Raw genomic sequence first — 22082 nt, forward strand, 5'->3', positions numbered from 1 at the left:
TCAATAATCCTTCGACACGCGCACGTTCGCGCTTTGCCGCCCGAGCGTGGAGATCGCGCCCAGCAGCGACAGCCAGCGCGTCACCTGATATTCGATCCGTGTGGCGCTGTATCCCTGCCCGTCGGTGATGAGTTCGACATAGGTCTTGCGCGTCAGATATTTGCCCGCCGCGATCGACGTGCCCTGCCCCTGAGTCGGATCGGCGGCGATGATGCGGAGCCGGTCGAGCCCCGCCGCCTTGCGCACCGCGTTGATCGGGTCCAGCCCGCCGCCGCCCTGGAGCGATCCCACGGCGGAGGCAAGTTGCAACGCTTCGGGCGCGGACAGGTTGGTGATGGAGGTGCCGAACAGGATTCGCGAGAGCAGCTCGTCCTGCGGCAGCGCGGGCGTGCTGGTGAACGTAATGTCGGGTTTCAGGCCGGTGCCGCCGACATGGATGACCGCGCTAAGGTCGCTCACATCCGCCTCCGCGCTGATGTCGAGCGTGGGGTTGGTGGGCACCTTGCCATCGAACTGGATATTGCCTTCGCGCAGCTCGAAGCGGCGGCCGGCAAATTCATAGCCGCCCCGCACCAGCTCGGCCCGCCCGGCAATGGCCGGATTGGTGACGGTGCCGCCGATGTCGAGATTGGCGCGCCATTCGCTGTCGAGACCAAGGCCGGTGACGATCAGCCGGTTGCGCGCCCGCGCCTTGATCGCGAGCGCCCACGGCACGGTGGTGCGCGGCCGCTCAATCTCCTCGCCGCGCCGGTTGATCTCGATCACCTTGAGCTCCGGGATCTGCGCTACAGCCGCAGCGCGGCCCAGGGTGAAGCGGCTACGGTTGAGGACCAGGTCGCCGCCGATCGTACCGCCAACGCCATCGGATTTGAGAGAGATCGGGCCGGTTACGGTCGCGGCGATATCATCCCGCTCCAGCAGCGCGGCATTGTCGGCCTGGAGCGCCAGATCCATGCCCACCCCGGCGATGCCGTTGAAGGTGAAGCGGCCAGTGCCAGTCACACCCCCGCCATTTTGCGCGGTCGCGGCGAAGCTGGAAATGACAAGCTGCGCGCCGGAGAAGCGCCCCCGCGCCTTGACCCCGCGCAACCGCATTCCGGTCACGGGGCTGTTGATCGTCGCAGCGTCTGTGACCAAGCTGCCGGTGATGACCGGCTGGCCCAGCGTGCCGCGCATGTTGGCCGACACCGCCACCATGCCGCCGATGTCGACGATCTCCACGCCTGTCAGCCGCCAGAGCGTGTCGGCGGTGCCGTTATAGCGCAGCTGCGCGAAGAAGGGCGCGCGGTTCAATCGCTCGACAAGGCCGCCACTTTGGCCCAGCGGATTGAGCAACGCCTGCGCCTGGCCGATTGTCCGACCATCGGCGACGAAAACCATGCGGGTCGCCAGCCGATCCTGCGTCAGCACGGCGTTAACGCCGACATCGACGGGACGCGAACTCAAGGACAGGCCGGAGCGGGACAGGCCCCGGATACGCAGTTCCGCTTTGCCGGTGGGCATCCCGCCGCCGCGTGGATGGACGAAGGTGAGGGAGCCGGTCGCCATGCCGCCCAGCCCCAGATTATCATATGCAATGTCGAGCAGCGATAGCGGCAGCTTTTCCATCCGCGCCTCGATCCGGGTCGTGGCCACGCCCAGTTCGCCCGCAAGTTGGAGCGATCCTCCGGCATAGCTGATCGTCGCGGGCGACAGCCGCCAGCCATCCTGCGTCCGGGTGAACAGCGCCGCGCGGTCGAGGCGGATGGCGCGCTTGTCGATCGTTCCGCCGGCTGACAGGCGGATGCGGTCGCGCTCCACCTGCGCCTCGCCCTGGATGTCGAACAGCCGTCCGCGCTGGCCCGACAGGCTCCCGCGCACCTTGCCGACGCCGTCCACCAGATCGGCATTGGCGACGAAACGGCCGAGCAGCACGCCGCCTACGCGCAGTCCACGCGCCTGCGCCGTCATGGTGACGCTGGTGCCCGCCGGGTCGAGCAGGATCATGCCATCGAGCGTGCCGCGCCGCACCGCGATAACGGTCGGGCCATCGAAGCTGGCGTCATTGGCCGTCAGCTTCAGCTCCACCTGCTGCACGGCGTTGACGGGCTTGAAATTGATGTAGCCGCTGACCGGGCCGGTGACGCCGAGTTGGCCGTCGAGGCCGCCGGTGACCGGGCGGATGTCGCCGCTGGCGGTTACGCCCGAAACGGCAAGATTGGCGACGCGCACCACTGCCTGCCCGCCCGGCGGCAGCAATATGACGCCGCGCCCGGTGAACGGGCCAAGGGTCGATCCGCCCTCCGCGGTGTAGCTGTAGCCTGCCGCATCGGGGACGAGGTGCGCGCGCACGTCGCGCAGGCCGAGCGCGTCGAGCGGGCGTTGCAGCAACAGGTGGATTTCCGGCCGCTCGATCATCCCGTCGAGCGTCAGTTGCAGCGGCCCGTAACGCTGGTGCCGCCCGCTCGCCTCTATATGTAACGTCTGATCGGGGTTGCGGATGCCTGTGCCGGCGAGCATGAGCAGTGGCGAATCAAGCTTTAGGCCGGTGAGCGCGATCCGGCCGTCCGGAAGCAGCTCTATGTTGCTGCGGGCATTCGGCAAGCCACCGCCCAGGGTCCGCAGAAATTCATTGTCGAGCCGCCGGACCTTCGCCGCGACGACACCGCTGAGCCCGAAGCCGCCGTCGCGGCGCGGCACGGCCTTCAGCTTCGACGTGATGTCGACAATGCCAAAGTTGCGAATGAAGAGGTTGTTCAACTGCCCGTCGAGGCCGAAATCATAGCGGCCGCTCGCAAGGTCGATCAGCATCACCAGCCGGCCGCGCAGCTTGTCCGATCGGAACGGCATGGGGTTGCTGATGATCTGCTGGCCGTTTAGCTGAAGCACGCCGTCGATCTGGAAATTGCGGACGATCCCTTCGACCAGTTCGCCCTGTCCGTCGAGGCGGCGGGCGCGCAGGCTGATGGGGATCAGCGCCGGCCCGCGCTCGGCAATGCGGCCCTTGCCCTGCGCGCGCACGTCGCGGATCACCGTCTTGTCAAAGGCAATGTCGCGCGCGGTCAGCAGATAATTATAGCCGAGCGAGGCGAACGCTCCGTCCAGCCGGGCTTTGAGCGCCACATCGCTGCCGCGCATGGTTTTGATCAGCGCCTGCGGGCGGGCGAGCCGTACTGCCAGTTGCACATTGTCGAGCGCATTGTTGCGCAGGTCGATCGCGCCATCGGCGCTGAGGTCGAAAGCCGCCGATTGCAGCGTCACGTGCCCGTCGAGGACGCGGTCGATCAGGGTTCCGTTCGCCCGTACCGCCAGGCGCGGGTCGGCCATGCGGCGCAGCAGGCCGTTGCCCGCGATCGCCTTGCCCTCGATCGAGCCGCGCGCCGAATAAGCGCCGCTGCGCGCCGCCAGCACGAAGTCCGCGACCGGCTGGGCGTCCAGCGTTGCGGAGAGACGGCCATCCCACTGCGTCCAGCTGCCCTTGCCGCCGATCCGCAGATTGGCCGCTTGCTTGAGGCCCGCCATCGCCGCCAGCACGCCGCCCTTCGGCGCGTTGACAGTGACGTCCAGCGAGAAGCGATCATCGTCCGGCCGGCTGTCGAGCGCGATGGCTAGCGCGTCGCCGCCGTCGACGGTGCGCGCCGACAGGTCGATGATCGCCCGGCCGCCGCGAATGTCGGCGTCGCCCGTCATCGTCGCGACCTGCTCCTGCCCCGTGACGCCACGCGCGATCGTCAGGCGGCCGACCGAAAACTGCATCAGCCGAATGTCGAAGCCGGGCAGGATCGGCCCCTGCCGCCGGGTGGGATTGAGGCTGGGCAATTTATGCAGCGTCGCGCGCGGGATGGACAGCCGGTCGATGTCGAGCCGGTTGGACAACCAGGCGAAGGGCCACCAGTCCAGCTCCACACGGGGCGCGTCCAGGAACAGGCCCTTGGGGTCGGACAGGGTCAGATTGTGCAGGACCGCCTTGCGATAGATGCTGCCCTCGATCCGGTCGACATGGATGCGAAGGCCCGAGGACGACTTGATCGTGGCGATGCGCGACGCGAGGAACCGGTGCCCCGGCCCCGTGTCGAGCCATAGCAGTGCGCCGACGACGATCCCCAGCAGGGCGAGCAGCACGCCCAGCAGCCAGCGCTGCCACCGCCCGTCCCAGGCGCGGCGCGGGCGGGGCGGCGGCGGCACGGTTGGCGCGAGCGGCTCCTCCGCCATCAAAAGGCCTGCCCCAGCGAGACATAGACCGCGATCTTGGGATCACCCGACTGCGGATTGAGCGGCGTGCCGACATCGACACGGATCGGGCCGAAATTGCTGTAGTAGCGCACGCCCATGCCCGCGCCGATGCGCAGGTCGCGGAAGCGGGGCAGGAAGCTGGTCGAGATATTGCCCGCGTCCACGAACGGCACGACGCCGAAATTGCCGAAGCGGATGCGCCCCTCCAGCGAAAATTCGGCGAGGCTCTTGCCACCCACCGGATCGTCGTCCGGGCCGTAACGCGGGCCGATCGCCTGATAGCCATAGCCGCGCACCGATGCGCCGCCGCCGGCATAGAAACGGCGGGAAGGCGCGATCCTGTCCACCGTCGATCCCAGGATGGTGCCGAAGCGCGCGCGCGCCGCCACCACGACCTTTTCCCCCACCGGCTGGTACAGGCTGCCGTCCAGCTGCACCCGCGCATAGCCGAACGTGCTCCCCTGAAACGACAGTTCGGGACTGACCCGCCCGCCCAGGCGAAAGCCCTTGCTGGGGTTCAGCAGGTCGTCGCTGCCGTCATAGGTGAGGCTCAGCGGCACCGCGCCGATAAAGAAGGTGCGCCGCGCGCCGCCGGAAAAAGCATCCGCCTCGTCCGATGCGATCAGTTCCGCGCCGACCCGCCAGACCCAGTTCTTCTGGAACAATATGTTGGTCTGGCGCTCCAGCCCGCCCGACAGGGTGATGGTCCGCGCGTCATAGGCGTCGCGCCGGATGTTGCTGACGGACACGAGCCCCGTCAGCACATTGTCGCGCCGATGAAAATTGTTGCGACGATAGGTGAAGGACGCGGTCTGCTCCTGCGTGCCGACGACCCCGCGCACCGTCACCGAACCTTCGGGCGGGAAGAGGTTGCGATGCTGCCAGCTTACCTCGGCGCGATAGCCCTCACCCGTGCCATAGCCCAGTTCGCCCGCGATCGTCCTGAGCGGCGCGGGGCGCAGAGCGACGTCGAGATCGACATGCTCGCCGTCGCCTGCATCCACGGGCTTGAGCGTCACCGACGAAACCAGCCCGGTCGCCACGATCGCGCGGCGCAGATCCTCGACATCCGACGCCATATAGGTATCGCCCGGATCGAAGCGGGCGATTTCCTGCACATGGTCCGCGCCGAACAGCCGGGTGTCGTCCATCCGGATCGTGCCGAAGCGGCGGAACCCGCCCGGCGCGACGATGAGGTCCAGGTCTCCCTTGCGCTCCTCATGGTCGATGCGGACCTCGGGCTCGTCCACGCGGGCGAAGGGGAAACCGCTCTCGGCGAGCTTCGTCGCCAGCGCATCGCGACCCGCCAATATCGCGTCGGCATCGACCGGATCGCCGGGCTTGGGCGGGAAGGCGGCGCGCAGCCGCGCCTCCTGCCCGGCCGCTTCGGCCAGCCCCAGCACATCGACCGACGCCAGCAGATATTGGGTGCCGGGTACGATGTCGAAAGCGACCGAGAGCCGATCGCTGCCGGCGGGCGGCGCGGTCACGGCGCTGCGGATGCGCGCGGCATAATAGCCCTTGGCCCGCAGCAGCCGGTCGAGCAGTTCGCCATCCTCTTTCATCCGGCGATTGATCTGGGCGAGGTTGGCGGCCTTGCCCTCCCCCTGTTGCAGAACCGAAAGCTCGTCGAAGCGCTGCGTGAACTGGGCGTCCGCGATGGCGTCCACCCCGTTAAGCTGAACGCTGTAGCGGCGTTCTTCGCCCGTGTCGGCGAAGCTTGCAGCTTCCTCGACTGGTTCCTGCGCCGATGCGGGGTCGGCCGGAAGGGGGGCGGCGTCCACGGCCTGCGCCGCCGGATCGACCGGATCGTCGGGTAGTGGAGCGACGCTGTCGGGCTGGGCCATGTCGGGCCAATCCACGCCGATGTCGGGCATGGCGTCGAGCGGCTGCGCGACATCAGGGCTATTGCCAGGCGGCGCGGCCTCTTGCGCGCGCACGGCGACCGGCGCGGTCGCCAGCAGGGACGCGATCAGAAGGCGGGCGGCATCCGGGCAGCCAGAGACGCGGCGTTGGAACCGCAAACCATCGGTCATGGCGTGGGTCTAAACCAGATTCCCGTTCAAGCGCCAGCCCGGAAACGGCCGGCAGACCTGCCCTTCAGAACGCCTGGCTCAGCCGGTCGAGCAGCGCGCGAGCGGGGCTGATCTCTTCCACCCTACCCTGCCCCATCATCATGTCCATCCTGTCCTGAAGGCGCGAAACGCGATCGTACAGTTCCTGGCTGGCGTCGATCAACGCGCGGGCGGTGAAGGGGAAAGTCGCCGCCAAGTCAGCGTCGCTCGGGCTTGCGCGGCCGAGGCGATATTTCTCGTCGGCCAGGTCAGCATCGCCAATTTCGCCTCGCTGCCAGGCGCGCTGGCTCAACAGCCAGGCGATGATGTGCATCAGCCGGGTCGTGACCTTCAATGATTCGCAGGCGAAGGCAACGCGCCGCAGCGGGTCCGCAATGCCGTCGTCCAGCGACGCGCTCCCGTCGAAATAGGTGCGCGCCTCATCCGCCATAACCATCGCCTCGACATAGAGGCCGTCGACCAGCCGGCGGTGAAGTCCGCGATCAAGAAGGGCTGCGCTTGGCATCCCGCCTGACTGCCATATTATGGCAATCTTGTCAGGCCCGTTACGGCGCCTCTCCAGCGGCTGTCCCATTTGGGATCGGTTAGCGCGGCGTTAACCATGCCGGGGCCTAGCGAGGATACTCAGGCGATGATGTCGGGGACCAGCGCGTCCTCCAGCATCGCAATCTCGTCGCGCAGGCGCAGCTTGCGTTTCTTGAGCCGCGCGATCTGCATCTGGTCGCCGCCACCTCCCGCCGCCAGCGCGCCGATCGCACTGTCCAGATCGCGATGCTCTACGCGCAGATGCTCCAACCGGCGCATGATGTCTTCCCGGCTCACCGCGCCCTCGATTCCCCGTCACCAACCCTGACTGCCCCTGATAGCGAGGCAGGCCGATGCGGGCCATCGCAAATTTCCAAGCGGCCCATCGCAAAGCGATCCAGGGGGCGAGACAAGCCCGGCGAATCATGATCTAATCGGTCATCCATCGCCCCTGTAAGGAGATTGTCATGGAAAATAGCCACATTTCAGCTCTTTCGGCAAAGCATGCCGGTTTGGAAGCGCGAATTAAGGCGGAGACGAGTCGGCCTATGCCCGACGACATCCTCGTCGCGTCGCTCAAGAAGCAGAAATTGCGGCTCAAGGAGGAGATAGCGCAGCAGCATTGATGCAGCGCCCGATCGGCCCGGCGGTCATGCAGTGACCGCCGCCAGCCCGATCCCTCTCCTTTTCATATGACATGAAAGCCCCGGTGACCCAGTGGTCAGCGGGGCTTTTTCATAGGACAAAAATATCGAGAGCGCGGCTCAGCGACGCGGCAGGCGGTGCTGGGCGGAACGCAGATAGTCGGGGATGGCCGGCTGCTGGCCGTTGCCGGTCACCGGCTTGCGGGCGAGTTGGGGGTCGATGGGTTCATCGAAAGCCAAGCCGATCTTGTCCTCGCGCGACCAGGCGACGGTGCCGCTGATCTGGCCCACCCCGCGCAGATCGCAGATGATGTGCGCACCAGCCGGGACCGGCCGCTCACAATCGGCCATCAGACCAGTCGCCGACAGGTTACGCACCCGCGCCTTGCCCAGCGGCGCGCCGTCGGGCGTGGTCAGCGTGGTGAGCAGGAACAGGCTGTCACGCGGCGCGGCGCGCGCCGGTCCCCGGTCAGATATGTCCTGATTATCGTCCATGCACCAACCCGCGTGAATATTGTCTCTGGATGACCAGCATTCTAACCGCGGGGTGATGGAAAAAGGGTTAATCGTCGCGCGAAATCTTTTCCTGCCGTTCGTGGCGTTCCTGCGCCTCGACCGTCATAGTCGCGATCGGGCGGGCCTCCAGGCGACCGAGCGAAATGGGTTCGCCCGTCACTTCGCAATAACCATATTCGCCCTCGTCGATGCGGCGGAGCGCAGCGTCGATCTTCGATATGAGCTTCCGCTGGCGGTCGCGGGTCCGCAGTTCGATCGACCAGTCGGTCTCGCTCGACGCGCGGTCGTTGAGGTCGGGCTCGCGCAGCGGCTCATTCTGGAGCACGGCGAGCGTGCCTTCCGCCTCGGCCAAAATCTGCTTCTTCCATGCCCAGAGACGCTGGCGGAAATATTCCAGCTGCATCGGGTTCATGAACTCTTCGTCGGCCGACGGGCGGTAGTCTGCGGGAAGCGTTACAGTCGATTTCGGCGGCTTTTCACCGTCTTTATCGGAATTCAGCACCGATGCCATCTGGCTCTCCGACTCGTAAGACCCCGGCGCTTTTCTCTTTGTCCGGGCGCCTATGACTTTGATTGCGCGCCTCATAGCCATCGGCACGAGCCGACACAAGCGGACATTCGTCGCACCCGCCGCCCCTTTAGAGTCCTCCGCCGCGTGCGGTCTCGCTGCTGGAGAGCAAGTGCTCTTAACGTAGCGCAAGCCGGCCGTGCCAGAGTGGGACGTTAACCATATTCCTTGATCAGACAGCAGCTTTTCCCTCGACTTGGAGGCCAGATTCAGAGTTAACGGCATTGAAGTTAACCCTTCTTTTGCGTTCTTAGGCACAGGAAGTTTCCGACACCCACCAGGCGCAAGTCACGGCGGGTCCAGCGGCAACAAAGATAAGAGTGGATCCTATGTCGGTACGGATGGCTTTGGCTAAATTGTGCGCCTGCACCTGTGGCGGGGCGATCATCGGTGGCGGCGCAGTCCATGTCGCCGAAAGCGCTCGGCCGGCGGTGGTCCACAGCAGCAAGAGCATGAAGGCGGCGCCCAAGAAGCGCTACGCCGTGCGGACGGTCAAGCGCAAGGTGGTGCGCACCGTGACCGCCTGCGCGCCGCAGACCGTCACCGTCACCAGCCAGCAGGCACCCGTGCCCCTGCCCGCGCCGATCCCCATGGCCCCCGCCGAAATGCCGGTGATGTCGGGCGGCGGCGGCGCGGTGCCGATCGTGATGGGCGGTGGCGGCGGCTTCGGCGGCGGCGGTTTCATCGGCGGCTTCTTCGGCGGCGGTGGCGGCGGCAGCGGCGGATCGGTCGTGATCTCGTCCACCAGCAGCTCGACCGGCGGCATCAGCAGCTCGACCTCGACCGGCGGGAGCTCCAGCTCCTCCTCGTCGAGCAGCAGCTCGTCCTCCTCTTCCTCGTCCAGTTCCTCTTCGAGCAGCTCGGGCGGGTCGAGCGGCGGCAAGCCGGGCAAGCCCGATCACCCGCACAAGCCCGATCATCCGTCCAGCTCCGGTTCGAGCGGCAGTTCGGGTTCGAGCGGGTCGTCCAGCTCGTCCTCGTCGAGCGGCTCGTCATCCTCGTCGGGTGGCTCGTCCAGCTTCGGCAGCACCGGGTCGAGCGGCAGCAGCTCGTCGTCCTCGTCCAGCAGCAGCTCTTCGAGCAGTTCCTCTTCCAGCAGCTCGAGCGGGGGCTCGAGCAGCACCGGCGGCACGGATGTTCCCGCGCCGCCCATGGTGCTCCTGTTCGGCGCGGCGGCGGTCGCTCTGGTCGCCCGCCGGCGCTTCGCCGAGCGCAAGGCACAAAGCGCGGCCTGACCGGCGGCCCCGAACGGACAAAAGGAAAGGGCGGCCCGCGCGAGCGGGCCGCCCTTTCCTTTTGCGCCAGTCGACTCAGCTGGCGGCGATCAGCTTCTCGATCTCGGGCACCGGATGGTTGGTCAGATCCTTCGCGATCTCGCCCACCAACCGGTCCTGCACTTCCTTGTGCAGATGCTTGCGTATCTCGCCCAGCGCTGTCGGCGGCGCGACGATGATCAGCTTCTCATAATCCTGGGCGAAGGCACGCTGCTTGAGCAGATCAGCGGCCTGGGCGGCGAATCGCTGTTCCTCCAGCTCATGATAATTATTCTCGCCCATCGTGCCGGACTGGGTGCCGGTGCTGGAAGACTGCCCCGCCTTGTCCGACGCCTGATCGAGATGGGATGGATTATCCTGCTGCTTCACCGCCTCGGCTTCCAGGTTCGGATAGTCGCCGTCGCCCTTGTTGCGGAAGAAGAGCAGCTTGCGCCCGTCCGCCACCAGCACCATCGCGTCATGATCGATCCGCATCACCTTCTCTCCTTTGTCTTGGTGTAGTGGACACCCAACGGACAGGAGTACGCAGGGTTGCGCGGTTCGCCGCGCGGCGGCATAGCGCTGCCCCATGCACGACATCCGCTTCATCCGCGAAAACCCCGCCGCTTTCGACGCTGCTCTCGCCCGCCGCGGGCTGGCACCGCTGTCGGGGGAGATATTGGCGATCGACGAGCGGAGCCGTGCGATCAAGACGGAATTGCAGCAGGGCCAGGCCCGCCGCAACGAAGCCAGCAAGCTGATCGGCCAGGCGATGGCGGCGAAGGACGCCGCGACCGCCGAAGCGCTCAAGGCCGAAGTCGCCGCGCTCAAAGACCGGCTACCCGCGCTAGAGACCGAGGACCGCGAGACTGGCGAGGCGATGACCGCGACACTCGCCGCCATCCCCAACCTCCCCGCCGACGATGTACCCAATGGTGCCGACGAAGCGGACAATGTCGAGCTGACCCGCTGGGGCGAGCCGCGCGCGTTCGACTTCGCGCCCCAGGATCACGCTGACTTCGGCCCCGCGCTAGGGCTGGATTTCGAGGGCGGCGCGGCACTCTCCGGCGCGCGCTTCACCGCGCTGCGCGGGCAGATGGCGCGGCTGCACCGGGCGCTGGCGCTGTATATGCTCGACACGCAGACCGCACAGAACGGGTATGAAGAAACAGCCGTGCCGCTGCTGGTGCGGGACGAAGCGCTGTTCGGGACCGGGCAACTGCCCAAATTCGCCGAGGATCTGTTCAAGACCACCGATGGCCGCTGGCTGATCCCGACCGCCGAAGTCTCCCTCACCAACCTCGTCGCGCAGCAGATCGTCCCGGTCGAGAGCATGCCGCTCCGCCTGACAGCTCTCACCCCCTGCTTCCGCTCCGAAGCGGGATCGGCAGGGCGCGATACGCGCGGCTTCATCCGCCAGCATCAATTCGAGAAGGTCGAACTGGTCGCCATCTGCGCGCCGGACGACTCCCAAGCCGAGCATGAACGGATGTGCGCCGCGGCGGAGGGCATCCTTCAGGCGCTGGATCTCCCCTATCGCAAGATGCTGCTCTGCACGGGCGATATGGGCTTTGGCGCGCGCAAGACCTATGACCTCGAAGTCTGGCTGCCGAGCCAGCAGACCTATCGCGAGATCAGCTCCGTTTCCAATTGCGGCGATTTTCAGGCGCGCCGGATGAACGCGCGCTACAAGCCGGAGGGCGAGAAACAGACGCGCTTCCTGCATACGCTGAACGGTTCGGGCCTCGCCGTGGGCCGGACACTGGTCGCGGTGCTGGAAAACTACCAGCAGGCGGACGGCAGCGTTACCGTGCCGGACGCGCTCGCCCCTTATATGGGTGGCGTCACCGAACTGCGTCCCAGATAAGCTTTCCCGGAGTGACCCATGCGTATCCTGCTGACCAATGACGATGGCGTCCATGCTCCCGGTCTCAGGATATTGGAGCAGATCGCGCGGCGCTTTTCCGACGATATCTGGATCGTCGCGCCGAGCGAGGAGCAGTCGGGCGCTGGGCACAGCCTGACCCTCACGCGCCCCTTGCGCATCCGCAAGCATGGGGAGAAGCATTACAGCGTCACCGGCACCCCGACTGATGCCGTCATGATGGCGGTCGGGCACCTGATGAAGGATGCAAAGCCCGACCTCATCCTGTCGGGAGTCAATCGCGGCGCGAACCTGGCGGAGGACGTCACCTATTCGGGCACCGTCGCCGCCGCGATGGAAGGCGCGATCTCGGGCATCAAATCGATTGCCTTGAGCCAGGTCTATGCCCGTGAGGGAATGGGCGACGCCGTGCCCTTCGCCGCCGCGCTGGCCTGGGGCGAGCGGGTGCTGCGCCCCTTGATCGACATGCCGCCCAGCCCGCGCCTGCTGTTCAATGTCAACTTTCCCGCCATCGATCCCGAAGCGGTCAAGGGCGTGCGTGTCGTGCGGCAGGGCTTTCACGACGTCGATCGCACCCGCATCGTCGAAAGCACCGACCCGCGCGGTTATCGCTATTACTGGTTCGGCCTTGGCTCCAGCGACGCGGTGCCGGAGGGCAGCGATCTTGGCGCGATAGCGGCGGGCTATGTCACAGTGACACCGCTCCATTACGACCTGACGCAGGACAGCGCCATGGCGGCGACGACGGCGGCGTTCGCGGGAGTGGATGGTTAAGGGCTGGCAAGCATCGCGCGATGCGATACACAACCGCGATGCAGCGCTTGTTCCTTCTTATTATGCCGCTCGGTCCGCTGATGCTGTCCGCCTGCATACCTAACGAATCCAACCGCGCGCAGCCGCAGCCCACCCCTCCGCCCCGACTGGATGCCGACGCCTCGGCGGTCGATCTGGCAGAGCCCGAGCCGGTATGGACGGCGCAGCAGGTGGTGCCCAATGCGCGGCCGGTGAGCGCGTCGAGCTATATCGTTCAGCCCGGCGACACGCTGCGCGGGATCGGCAACCGCACTGGCGCGGGATCGGAAGCGATCGCGCGCGCCAACGGCCTGTCCCCGCCCTTCACCATCCGCGCGGGGCAGCGGCTGTCTATCCCCGGCGGCCGCTACCATCTGGTGGCGGAGGGCGAGACGGGGATCGCCATCGCGTCGGCCTATGGGGTGGCGTGGAGCCGCATCGTCGCGGCGAACGGCCTTGCCGAACCCTTTGTGCTAAGGCGCGGCCAGCGGCTGCTGCTGCCCGACGACACGCCCGCCCGGCCGCCCGGCATCGAACAGCGTGCCGCCGCCTTTCGCATCGACATTGACGATGTGCTGACCGGCGGCCAGCCGGCGGCGGCGGACGATGCTCCTACCCCCGCCGCCTCCTCGCCGCGCCGGCCGCTTCCGACGAATGTCCCGATCGCGCCGCCTGCCCGCTTTGCCGGCAGCTTCGCCTGGCCGGTCAGGGGGACGATCCTGTCCCGCTTTGGACCCGGCGAAAGCGGCGCCCGCAACAATGGCATCGACATCGCCGTGGCGATCGGGACGCCGATCCAGGCGGCGGCGGACGGCGTCGTCGCCTATGCGGGCGACAAGGTTGCGGTGTTCGGCGGGCTGGTGCTGCTCAACCATGGCGGCGGCTGGGTCAGCGCCTACGGCCATGCGAGCCGGGTCGACGTGGTGCGCGGGCAGAAGGTCACGAAGGGTCAGGTCATCGGCCTGACTGGCGACACCGGCTACGCCAGCAAGCCCAAGCTGCATTTCGAACTGCGCAAGGACCGCGCGCCGGTCAATCCGCTGGGCCAGCTGCCGCCGGCATGAGGATCAACGACCCGCAGATAAGTCCCGACAAGGCCGGCTTTCTGCGCCGCCGCTCGGCGCTGCCGCTCTGGGCCGACCTTGCTTGGCGATTGGCGCTGGTGTTCGGGCTGATCGCGATCGTGCTGGCTCTGCACTGGTTCGGGCGCGATGGCCTGAAGGACAATTACGACAACGCCATCAGCTTCATCGATGTCCTGTATTTCACCACGGTCACGGTCACGACCGTGGGCTATGGCGACATCGTGCCCGTGACGCCGGAGGCCCGGCTGTTCGAATCGATCTTCGTGACGCCGATCCGGCTGTTCGTCTGGCTGATCTTCCTCGGCACGGCCTATAACCTCTTTTTCCGCAACATCCTCTACAGGTGGCGCATGGCGCGTATTCAGGCCGATCTGCACAATCACATCGTCGTCACGGGCTTCGGCACCAGCGGGCAGGAAGCGGTGAACGAACTGCTGGCGCGCGGCGCCGACGCGCGCGAGATCGTGGTGATCGACGGTAGCGAGAAGGCGCTGGCCGAGGCTGAGGCGCTGGGCTGCAACATCCTGTGCGGCGATTCGACCCGCGACCGCACCCTGAAGGACGTGGCGATTCACCGCGCCCGCAGCATGATCGTGTCCGCCGGGCGGGACGACACCTCGATCCTCATCACGCTGACCGCGCGGCACCTCGCCCCGCGCCTGCCAATCAGCATCGTCGTGCGGAACGAGGATAATGAGTTGCCCGCGCGGCAAGCGGGCGCGACGACGGTCATCAATCCCGTCAGCTTCGCCGGACTGCTGCTGGCCGGCAGCACCAGCGGCAAGCACATCGCCGACTATATGGCGGACCTTGCCGCGTCGGGCGGGCGGGTGAAGCTGAATGAGCGCCCGGTGCTGCCTGAGGAAATTGGGGGGCCGCTGTCCGCTATCCGAACCGGGCTTGGCGTGCGGCTTTATCGTGGCGACCGACCGATCGGCTTCTGGGAGGCGGAGGCGCAGAAACTCCAGACTGGCGATTGCATCATCGAGATCGTCGAGGGCGCGGGCGCAGGCACGGAAGGCTGACGCGCCTACCCCGTGACATTCGCGCGCAAAATCCCTATGTGCGCGGCGATCATGGCAACCAAAATCCCGCAAGCGCCGAAAGTCGGCATGGTGTCGCTCGGCTGTCCCAAGAATCTGGTCGATAGCGAACGCATCCTCACCAAGCTGCGCTCTGACGGCTATCAAATGTCGCCCGACTATGCGGGGGCGGACGTGGTGCTGGTCAACACCTGCGGTTTCCTCGATTCCGCCAAGGAGGAGTCGCTCGAAGCCATTGGCGAGGCGATTGCGGAGAATGGGCGCGTCATCGTCACCGGCTGCATGGGGGACGAAGCCGACGTGATCCGCGCGAAATTCCCGCAGGTGCTGGCCGTTACCGGCGCGCACCAATATGAGCAGGTGGTCAACGCGGTGCATGACGCATCGCCGCCAGTGCCCAACGCCTTTGTCGATCTGGTGCCCGAGGGCGGCCTCAAGCTGACGCCCCGCCATTACAGCTATCTCAAGATTTCCGAAGGCTGCAACCACCGCTGCTCCTTCTGCATCATCCCCTCGATCCGGGGCGATCTCGTCTCCCGCCGCATCGACGCGGTGCTGCGCGAGGCGGAGAAGCTGGTCGCGGCCGGCACCAGGGAATTGCTGGTCATCAGCCAGGACACGTCGGCCTATGGCGTCGATGTGCGGCACGAGCCACGACAGTGGAAGGGACATGAGGTCCGCACCCACATGACCGACCTGGCCCGCGAACTGGGGCAGCTCCGCACCGCGGAAGGGCGCGCGCCCTGGGTCAGGCTGCACTATGTCTATCCCTATCCCCATGTCGATCATGTCGTGCCATTGATGGCCGAGGGGTTGCTGACCCCCTATCTCGACATCCCGTTCCAGCACGCCGCGCCGAGCGTGCTGAAGGCGATGAAGCGCCCGGCCAACGAAGCCAAGGTGCTGGACCGCATCCGCAAGTGGCGGAGCATCTGCCCGGATATAGCCATCCGCTCCAGCTTCGTCGTCGGCTTCCCCGGCGAAACGGAGGCCGATTTCCAATATCTGCTCGACTGGCTGGACGAAGCGCAGCTCGACCGGGTCGGCGCGTTCCGTTTCGAGCCGGTGGAAGGCGCAGCCGCCAATGACCTGCCGGGCGCGGTGCCCGAAGAGGCCAAGGAAGAACGCTACCAGCGCATTATGGAGAAGACCGCCGCGATCAGCGCCGCGAAGCTCGCCGCCAAGGTCGGGCGCGTGCTGCCCGTCATCATCGACGAGGTCGGCGAGCCGGACGAGGAGGATGGCTCGATCGGCGCGACCGCGCGCTCACAAGCCGACGCGCCGGAGATCGACGGGAATGTCTTCCTGCGCGACGTCGGCGCGACATTGAAGCAGGGCGACATGATCGACGTCTGTATCGAGGACGCCGACGACCATGACCTGTATGGAGTGCCGGTTTAGACCCCGATCGCCAGGAATTTGTCGGCGCGGTCGGTCCGCAGCGCATCGGCGTCCATGGCGACGAGCGCGTCCAGTTCCGCCTCGATCGCGGTGCCAAGGTTGGCGATCGCCTGCACCGGATCGCGATGCGCGCCGCCCACCGGCTCGGGGACAATGCGGTCGATCACGCCGAGCGTTTGCAAATGCTGCGCCGTCACCTGCATCGCGGTTGCAGCATCGCTCGCCTTTTCGGCGGTGCGCCAAAGGATCGAGGCGCAGCCTTCGGGCGAGATGACCGAATAAACGGCATGCTCGAACATCAAAACACGGTTCGCGGCCGCAAGCGCGATCGCGCCGCCCGAACCGCCCTCGCCCACGACCGCCGAAACCATCGGCACGCCCAGTTTCAGACAGGCTTCGGTCGAACGGGCGATGGCTTCTGCCTGGCCCCGCTCTTCCGCCTGCACGCCTGGGAAAGCGCCCGAGGTATCGACCAGCGTCACGACCGGCAGGCCGAACCGATCCGCCAGTTCCATGAGGCGGATCGCCTTGCGATAGCCTTCGGGCTTCGCCATACCGAAATTATGGCGCACCCGGCTCGCGGTATCGTCGCCCTTTTCATGGCCGATCACGACCAGCTTGCGCTCGCCAAGCGTAGCGAAGCCGCCCAGTATCGCCTGATCGTCGGCAAAGGCGCGGTCACCGGCCAGCGGCATGAAATTGTCGAACAGGCCCGCGACATAATCCTTGAAGTGCGGCCGGTCGGGATGGCGCGCGACCTGGGTTTTCTGCCAGGGCGTCAGTTTCGCGTAGGTGTCCGCCAGCAGCTTGGCGGCGCGCTGCTCCAGCGTAGCGATCTCGCCGTCGATGTTGATATCGCCCACGCTGGCGGTGGCGCGCAATTCCACAATGCGCGCTTCCAGTTCGGCGATCGGCTTCTCAAATTCCAGAAAGCTTACCATGGGCGCTGCGTTAGGGCGCTGGCGGCGCGGCGTCAACGCGGTCGCGCGAGGCCATGGTCGCGAGCGGATGGCGCTGGTTGACCAGCTCGACCAGGCGGCGGCTGTCGACATGGGTGTAGATCTGCGTCGTGCCGATATCGGCATGGCCGAGCATCGTCTGGAGCGCGCGCAAGTCGGCGCCGCCCTCCAGCAGGTGCGTGGCAAAAGCGTGGCGCAGCACATGCGGGCTGACCCGTTCCGGCGCGATCCCGGCGGCGGCGGCAAGCGCCTTCACCAGCTGATAGAGGCGGATGCGGCTGAGATGATTCTTGCCCGATGGGAAAAGCCAGACGCTGTCCCCCGGCACATGCGGCAGCCAGGTGGCGACGGCGTGCCGTGCCCGGTCGGATATCGGCACCAGCCGCTCGCGCCCGCCCTTGCCTTTCAGGATCAGGAACGGCCGATCCGCCGCCAGCGCCCGGCGCGGCAGCGACACTAGTTCCGTGGCGCGCAGCCCGGAACCGTAGAGCAGCTCGATGAGCGCGGCAAGGCGGAGGTCGAGCGAGGCTGGTTGCTCAGCCCCGATGCGCTCGGCGATTAAAGCGAACAGTCTGTCCACCTCCGCCGTAGAGAGAATTTTGGGCAGAGGCCGGCGCGTCACAGGACGCGGCAGGGCGGCGGCGGGATTGTCCTCGCGCAGCCCTTCCTCCTCCAGAAAGCCGTAAAAGGCGCGCAGGGCCGACGCTTTGCGCGCCACCGACGAGGCCGCCAGCGACGCCCACTCCGCTGCCAGCGTGCCCACCGCGTCCTTGCTCGCGCCTCCAAGGCCGCCCATGATCGCCCCCGCGCCGGTCAGGTCGGCGCGATAGGCCAGCAAGGTGTTGCGCGACGCGCCCCGTTCCGCCGCCATCATTTCGAGAAAACGGTCGATCAGGGCGTCGTCGTCCTGCCCCATCAGACCCGGCTGAGCGCCTCGGCCGCGATCATCCGCGCTTCGGGATCGAGGCCGACGCGATGCAACGCCGCGACGATATGGTAGAGATGCGTCGGCGGCAGCCTGCCCCAGTCGCTGCCTTGCATGCCGACCGCGGCGAGCAGCGCGACCGTCGCCTTCTCGCCACGCTGCGCCGCGCCGCCGATGGCGCGCGCCCAGCGGCTGTTGGCGGCCAGGGTGAAGCCATTGTCCTGCGCCAGCGTCGCCGCGTCTCCCGGCGACAGGCGCGCGAGGCCAGCCAGCGCCGCGATCAGCATTCGTCCCTTGTCGACGCCTGCATCGCCGACATAGCTTAATGCCCGACCGCTGCTGATCTCCACCACCGGGCTAGGCGCGCCCACGGCCAGCAAGGCCCAGAATTGCGATGCGCCTGTCCCGCTCAATTGCCCATCGGCGCGCGCCCAGCGGGCGGCGTTGCGGTCATAGCCAGCGGTCAGCATCGACGCGACGAGATTGGCGGCGTCCTGCGCGTCCGCCTGGGCCACCGGCAGCGCGGCGGCCGCGCGCGCGGTGGCGATCAGGCCGACATAGTCGGGCTTGGCCCCATCCTGCCACCAGCCGCGCATCGCGCCGATCCGGTCGCCCACGGTCGCGCCGGCGTAGGCGGTCCGCAGCGTATCGATCCTGTCCGAAAGATCCGCCGGAACGTCACCGTCGCTGCGGATCTGCCCGTAAAGGCCGACCAGCGAGGCGCTCGACAGCACACCCAGCCGCGCAGCGACGTCCGCCCCCGCCCGTCGCCGCAGCGGCGTCAGCGCCGGCGCGCGGGCTTCCCAGGCGCGGACATGCGGACCAACGGTGGCGTAGAGCGTATCAGGGATCTCGACGTTAAGGGCGGTCGCGAGGCCGAATCGCCAGGCGGTCAGCCGGTCGACGCCATCCCATTCGATCTTGACCGATCGGCGCGCGTTGAATCCGGTGCCGACCACCTTTTCCGCCAGCCGATAATCGACGCCGCGCACCACGCCGCGCCGCTGCGCCTGATTGAGCGCGCCGCTCGCCGTGCCCTGATCGCCCGACAGCGCCGGGCAGATGGCGCGGGTCATGTCCCAGCCGGGGGCCTTGCTGGTCCGCAACGCCCCTTCTGACAGCGGGCAGAGGCCGGCCGGATCGGCGGTCGCCAGATAGGTTTCCATCGCGACGGCGTAGAGGCGCGGACTGAACTGATCCGAATCGACGCTCTGCACCATGAGGCGTGCGCTGTCCGCCTCCCCCATTCGCAGCAGCAGCCAGGCGCGCTCGGCCGCCCAGTCCGCGCCGTTGACGTCGCGCGGCGTGTCGGTTGCGGACAGCAAGGCGCGCCGCAGCAGAATGGACGCCCAGCGTGACATGATCGGCGCGCGGGTTTCGCGCATCAGCGCGGCGAGGAACTTGCCCTGCTGGTTGCCGAACGCTGTCGGTTCAAAACCCCGTGTTTCAGGCGTCAGCGGTCCGATCCGATCAAGCGAGCGGCGCGCGCTGTCAGGCAGGTCGTATTTCGCCTTTTCCGCCGCCAGTTCCTCGGGCGTCATCTCCTCGGCGGCGTTGCCAGCCTCGGCCAGCGACAGATCGGGTGGAGTCGCGGGGTCGAGCGGCTGCACCATCGGCGCGCCTGCCGTCGGCGCAGGCGCACCGGGGGTCGGCCGCGCGGGCGGAGGCGTTGGCGCTGGCGCTTCGGGCGGGTCGCCGAAGCCGGGCGGCAGCAGCGATTCCGGCGCCTGCTGCGCGACCACGGGCAGGGTCAGGGCAAGCGCGAAGCTGCCCAGCGCCCATCTGGCGTTCCCCCTCGGCCAGCGCATCCGCGTTACTGGCCCAGCTTCTCTTGCGGGATGACTTTCTCGACGCGCTGCTGCGGCTGCTCCCCGCCGCGCGACCAGAAGAAGGCCAGCAGCGCCACGACCAGCAGCACGAGGACGAGGGGGATGATCGGCAGCCGCGGGCTGCGGCGGCGCGCGCCGCCTTCGAAACTGCTGAAGTTGCGATTATTCTTCATAAGTCCTTGGCTTAAAGCTGATCCGCCCGGAGTCAGGCCGGACAAGAGGGGAAAGATGCGATTTGCCTCTCTGACGGCTGGCTGTATAGCCCCGCAGGCCATGCAACGAAACAGCAAAATCCCCGACAGTTCGGCGAGGCGCGGCCCGATCGTGCTGGTGGGCATGATGGGCGTGGGCAAATCGACCGTCGGCCGGCGGCTGGCGGCGCGGCTGGGCCTGACCTTCGTCGACGCCGACGAGGAGATCGAGAAGGCCGCCGGCATGAGCGTGGCGGAGATTTTCGAGCGCTATGGCGAGTCCCACTTCCGCGACGGCGAGCGGCGTGTGATCGCCCGGCTGATGGACGGCGCGCCCAAGGTGATCGCGACCGGCGGTGGCGCCTTCATGCAGGAAGAGACTCGCCAGCTGATCCTGGAAAGCGCGACCGCCGTGTGGCTTGACGCGGATATCGACATATTGGTCGACCGGGTCGGCCGGCGCGACAGCCGCCCCTTGCTGAAGAATCGCGATCCGCGCGCGGTGCTCACCGAGCTGGCGGCGGTGCGTAACCCCGTTTACGCGCTCGCGCCCATTCACGTCAAAAGCATCGCCGCGCCGCACGAGATCGCGGTCGAGAAGATCATGGAGCAATTACCGCAATGGCCCTAGTCCGTGTCGCGCTGGCGGAGCGCAGCTACGACATCGTGATCGAAGAAGGCGCGCTCGACCGGGCGAGCGACTGGCTAGTCGGCCATGCGCGCAAGGGGCGGCTGGTGGTCGTCACCGACGCCCATGTCGCCGCGACCCAGTTCCCGCGCCTCGACGCGAGCCTGCGCGCCGCCGATATCGCCGTCGAACCGATCATCCTGCCGGCGGGCGAGAAGACCAAGAGCTGGCACCATCTGGAACAACTGCTCGACGCGCTGCTCGCGTTGGAGATCGAGCGGGGCGATCATATCGTCGCGCTGGGCGGCGGTGTCATCGGCGATCTGGTGGGCTTTGCCGCGTCGATCCTGAAACGCGGCTGCCACTTCATTCAGGTGCCCACGACCCTGCTCGCGCAGGTGGACAGCTCGGTCGGCGGCAAGACCGCGATCAACACCCGCGCGGGCAAGAATCTGGTTGGCGCCTTCCATCAGCCTTCGCTGGTGCTGATCGACCCCTCGACGCTCGACAGCCTGCCGCCACGCGAGACGCGGGCGGGCTATGCCGAAGTAGTCAAATATGGGCTGATCGACGATCCCAACTTCTTCGCCTGGTGCGAGAGTGACGGACACCGCCTGCTTGCCGGCGATTCCGCAGCCCGCGCCTACGCCATCGAGAGGAGCGTCCGCGCCAAGGCCGCGATCGTCGCCGACGACGAGCGCGAAACGAGCGGCCGCCGGGCGCTGCTCAACCTGGGGCATACATTCGGTCACGCGCTGGAGGCGGATACCGGCTTTTCCGACACGCTGCTGCACGGCGAGGCGGCGGCGGCGGGCATGGCGCTCGCCTTCCGCTACTCAGCGCGGCTGGGCTTGTGTCCGCAGGCGGACGCTAATCGCGTGACGGCCCATCTGAAGGCGGTGGGCCTCCCGTTCGACCTGGCCTCCGCGCATGTGAAGGCCAACGGCGCGGCGTTGGTCGCACACATGCTGCACGACAAGAAGATGGCGGCGGGAACCCTTCCCTTCCTGCTGGCGCGGGGCGTCGGCCAAACCTTCCTTTCGAAGGACGTGGCGCTGGACGATGTGGCGGCGTTTCTGGACACGGATCGGGCGGCAGGCTGAGCGGGGGCGCCTAAGGCCCCTGCACCCATTTCCGCCCCTCCTGCCGCCAGAAGCGCGGCTCCACGCCGCCCGTCTTGCTCAGCGCCCGCCAGCTTGCCCGCGCCCCATCGATCGTCGCTGCATCGAAGAAATAGAAGGCCCGCTCAAACCCCAGCGCCTCCTCCCGCCAGACCCCGTCCGCCAGCGCCACATGCCGCGCGCCGTTCGCCGCCGCGCAGCTTTCGCCGAGCAGGATCGGCTGGTGCACCTCGCCGCCCTCTCCCGCCATCCCATGCGCCAGGAAGCTCTCCGGCGGCCCGGCCCACAATCCCTGCGAGATACGGGCGCGCTGCGCGTCGTCCTGCGCCACCACCAGCAGCCGCGCGCCGAGATCGAGCACGCGCGCCGCGATCGCGGGGAGCACCTGTTCGACGGGATCGCGGCTCAGCTGGTAGAAGTCGACCTGCAT

22 protein-coding genes are annotated in these 22082 nt (G+C 67.2%); 8 read left to right on the forward strand and 14 right to left on the reverse strand.

Annotated elements, in window-relative coordinates:
- The 4 genes from ACETPF_RS07175 to ACETPF_RS07190 form a co-directional block, all read right to left on the reverse strand.
- Positions 1-4191, reverse strand: coding sequence for a translocation/assembly module TamB domain-containing protein (locus tag ACETPF_RS07175; RefSeq protein ID WP_373933704.1), 4191 nt, complete (start codon positions 4189-4191; stop codon positions 1-3).
- Positions 4191-6248: a BamA/TamA family outer membrane protein gene (locus ACETPF_RS07180; RefSeq protein ID WP_373933705.1), complete on the reverse strand. Its 2058-nt coding sequence runs from the start codon at positions 6246-6248 to the stop codon at positions 4191-4193. The genes ACETPF_RS07175 and ACETPF_RS07180 overlap by 1 nt, the downstream gene beginning before the upstream one ends.
- 64 nt (positions 6249-6312) lie before the next feature.
- Positions 6313-6792, reverse strand: coding sequence for a DUF1465 family protein (locus ACETPF_RS07185; RefSeq protein ID WP_373933706.1), 480 nt, complete (start codon positions 6790-6792; stop codon positions 6313-6315).
- Between the two features lie 119 nt (positions 6793-6911).
- A complete protein-coding gene (locus ACETPF_RS07190; RefSeq protein WP_373933965.1) occupies positions 6912-7091 on the reverse strand; it encodes a DUF465 domain-containing protein in 180 nt (59 codons plus the stop codon).
- A 188-nt stretch (positions 7092-7279) separates the two neighbouring features.
- Between ACETPF_RS07190 and ACETPF_RS07195 the strand changes: the two genes are divergently transcribed.
- Positions 7280-7438, forward strand: coding sequence for a YdcH family protein (locus ACETPF_RS07195; protein ID WP_373933708.1), 159 nt, complete (start codon positions 7280-7282; stop codon positions 7436-7438).
- A 138-nt stretch (positions 7439-7576) separates the two neighbouring features.
- Here the strand turns inward: ACETPF_RS07195 and ACETPF_RS07200 are convergent, their stop codons facing one another.
- From ACETPF_RS07200 to ACETPF_RS07220, 5 genes are all read right to left on the reverse strand, one after another.
- Positions 7577-7951, reverse strand: a complete 375-nt coding sequence (locus ACETPF_RS07200) for a PilZ domain-containing protein (protein ID WP_373933709.1) — start codon at positions 7949-7951, stop codon at positions 7577-7579.
- A 67-nt stretch (positions 7952-8018) separates the two neighbouring features.
- Entirely contained in the window at positions 8019-8483 is a 465-nt protein-coding gene (gene dksA / locus ACETPF_RS07205; protein WP_373933710.1) for an RNA polymerase-binding protein DksA, read from the reverse strand.
- A gap of 532 nt (positions 8484-9015) precedes the next feature.
- Positions 9016-9423 (reverse strand): hypothetical protein, encoded by a 408-nt coding sequence (locus ACETPF_RS07210; RefSeq protein ID WP_373933712.1) that lies wholly within the window; start codon positions 9421-9423, stop codon positions 9016-9018.
- 33 nt (positions 9424-9456) lie between these two features.
- The gene (locus ACETPF_RS07215; protein WP_373933713.1) at positions 9457-9693 is read right to left on the reverse strand and encodes a hypothetical protein; all 237 of its coding nucleotides are present in this window, start codon (positions 9691-9693) and stop codon (positions 9457-9459) included.
- A gap of 157 nt (positions 9694-9850) precedes the next feature.
- A complete protein-coding gene (locus ACETPF_RS07220; RefSeq protein WP_373933714.1) occupies positions 9851-10288 on the reverse strand; it encodes a host attachment family protein in 438 nt (145 codons plus the stop codon).
- 94 nt (positions 10289-10382) lie between these two features.
- On the opposite strand from ACETPF_RS07220, the gene serS reads away from it, so the two are divergent.
- The 5 genes from serS (at position 10383) to rimO (ending at position 15999) form a co-directional block, all read left to right on the forward strand.
- Positions 10383-11660 (forward strand): serine--tRNA ligase, encoded by a 1278-nt coding sequence (gene serS / locus ACETPF_RS07225; protein ID WP_373933716.1) that lies wholly within the window; start codon positions 10383-10385, stop codon positions 11658-11660.
- An 18-nt stretch (positions 11661-11678) separates the two neighbouring features.
- On the forward strand, positions 11679-12452 hold the full coding sequence (gene surE, locus ACETPF_RS07230; protein ID WP_373933717.1) for a 5'/3'-nucleotidase SurE: 774 nt from the start codon (positions 11679-11681) through the stop codon (positions 12450-12452).
- Positions 12453-12514: 62 nt separating this feature from the next.
- Positions 12515-13534, forward strand: a complete 1020-nt coding sequence (locus tag ACETPF_RS07235) for a peptidoglycan DD-metalloendopeptidase family protein (RefSeq protein WP_374909594.1) — start codon at positions 12515-12517, stop codon at positions 13532-13534.
- Positions 13531-14580, forward strand: a complete 1050-nt coding sequence (locus ACETPF_RS07240; protein ID WP_373933718.1) for a potassium channel family protein — start codon at positions 13531-13533, stop codon at positions 14578-14580. The genes ACETPF_RS07235 and ACETPF_RS07240 overlap by 4 nt, the downstream gene beginning before the upstream one ends.
- A gap of 36 nt (positions 14581-14616) precedes the next feature.
- Complete coding sequence (gene rimO, locus ACETPF_RS07245; protein ID WP_373933967.1) at positions 14617-15999, forward strand: 30S ribosomal protein S12 methylthiotransferase RimO; 1383 nt, start codon at positions 14617-14619, stop codon at positions 15997-15999.
- Here rimO and ACETPF_RS07250 read toward each other — a convergent pair.
- The 4 genes from ACETPF_RS07250 to ACETPF_RS07265 are packed head-to-tail and all read right to left on the reverse strand — an operon-like array spanning position 15996 to position 19885.
- Entirely contained in the window at positions 15996-16940 is a 945-nt protein-coding gene (locus ACETPF_RS07250) for an acetyl-CoA carboxylase carboxyltransferase subunit alpha (protein ID WP_373933719.1), read from the reverse strand. The two genes, rimO and ACETPF_RS07250, sit on opposite strands and share 4 nt — an antisense overlap.
- A 10-nt stretch (positions 16941-16950) precedes the next feature.
- Positions 16951-17874: a tyrosine recombinase gene (locus ACETPF_RS07255; protein ID WP_373933720.1), complete on the reverse strand. Its 924-nt coding sequence runs from the start codon at positions 17872-17874 to the stop codon at positions 16951-16953.
- Positions 17874-19691 (reverse strand): hypothetical protein, encoded by a 1818-nt coding sequence (locus ACETPF_RS07260; protein WP_373933722.1) that lies wholly within the window; start codon positions 19689-19691, stop codon positions 17874-17876. The genes ACETPF_RS07255 and ACETPF_RS07260 overlap by 1 nt, the downstream gene beginning before the upstream one ends.
- Positions 19692-19696: 5 nt before the next feature.
- Positions 19697-19885: a hypothetical protein gene (locus ACETPF_RS07265; RefSeq protein ID WP_373933724.1), complete on the reverse strand. Its 189-nt coding sequence runs from the start codon at positions 19883-19885 to the stop codon at positions 19697-19699.
- Positions 19886-19985: 100 nt separating this feature from the next.
- Between ACETPF_RS07265 and ACETPF_RS07270 the strand changes: the two genes are divergently transcribed.
- Together ACETPF_RS07270 and aroB are read left to right on the forward strand one after the other, a co-directional pair.
- Positions 19986-20534 carry a shikimate kinase gene (locus ACETPF_RS07270; RefSeq protein WP_373933725.1) on the forward strand — a complete coding sequence of 183 codons (549 nt, stop codon included), beginning with the start codon at positions 19986-19988 and terminating at the stop codon, positions 20532-20534.
- A complete protein-coding gene (gene aroB / locus ACETPF_RS07275) occupies positions 20525-21634 on the forward strand; it encodes a 3-dehydroquinate synthase (RefSeq protein WP_373933726.1) in 1110 nt (369 codons plus the stop codon). Before ACETPF_RS07270 ends, aroB begins: the two co-directional genes overlap by 10 nt.
- Before the next feature lie 10 nt (positions 21635-21644).
- Here aroB and ACETPF_RS07280 read toward each other — a convergent pair whose 3' ends face one another.
- Positions 21645-22082: a DNA polymerase III subunit chi gene (locus ACETPF_RS07280; RefSeq protein ID WP_373933727.1), complete on the reverse strand. Its 438-nt coding sequence runs from the start codon at positions 22080-22082 to the stop codon at positions 21645-21647.

The organism is Sphingobium agrisoli, from assembly GCF_041877245.1.
Lineage (GTDB): Bacteria > Pseudomonadota > Alphaproteobacteria > Sphingomonadales > Sphingomonadaceae > Sphingobium.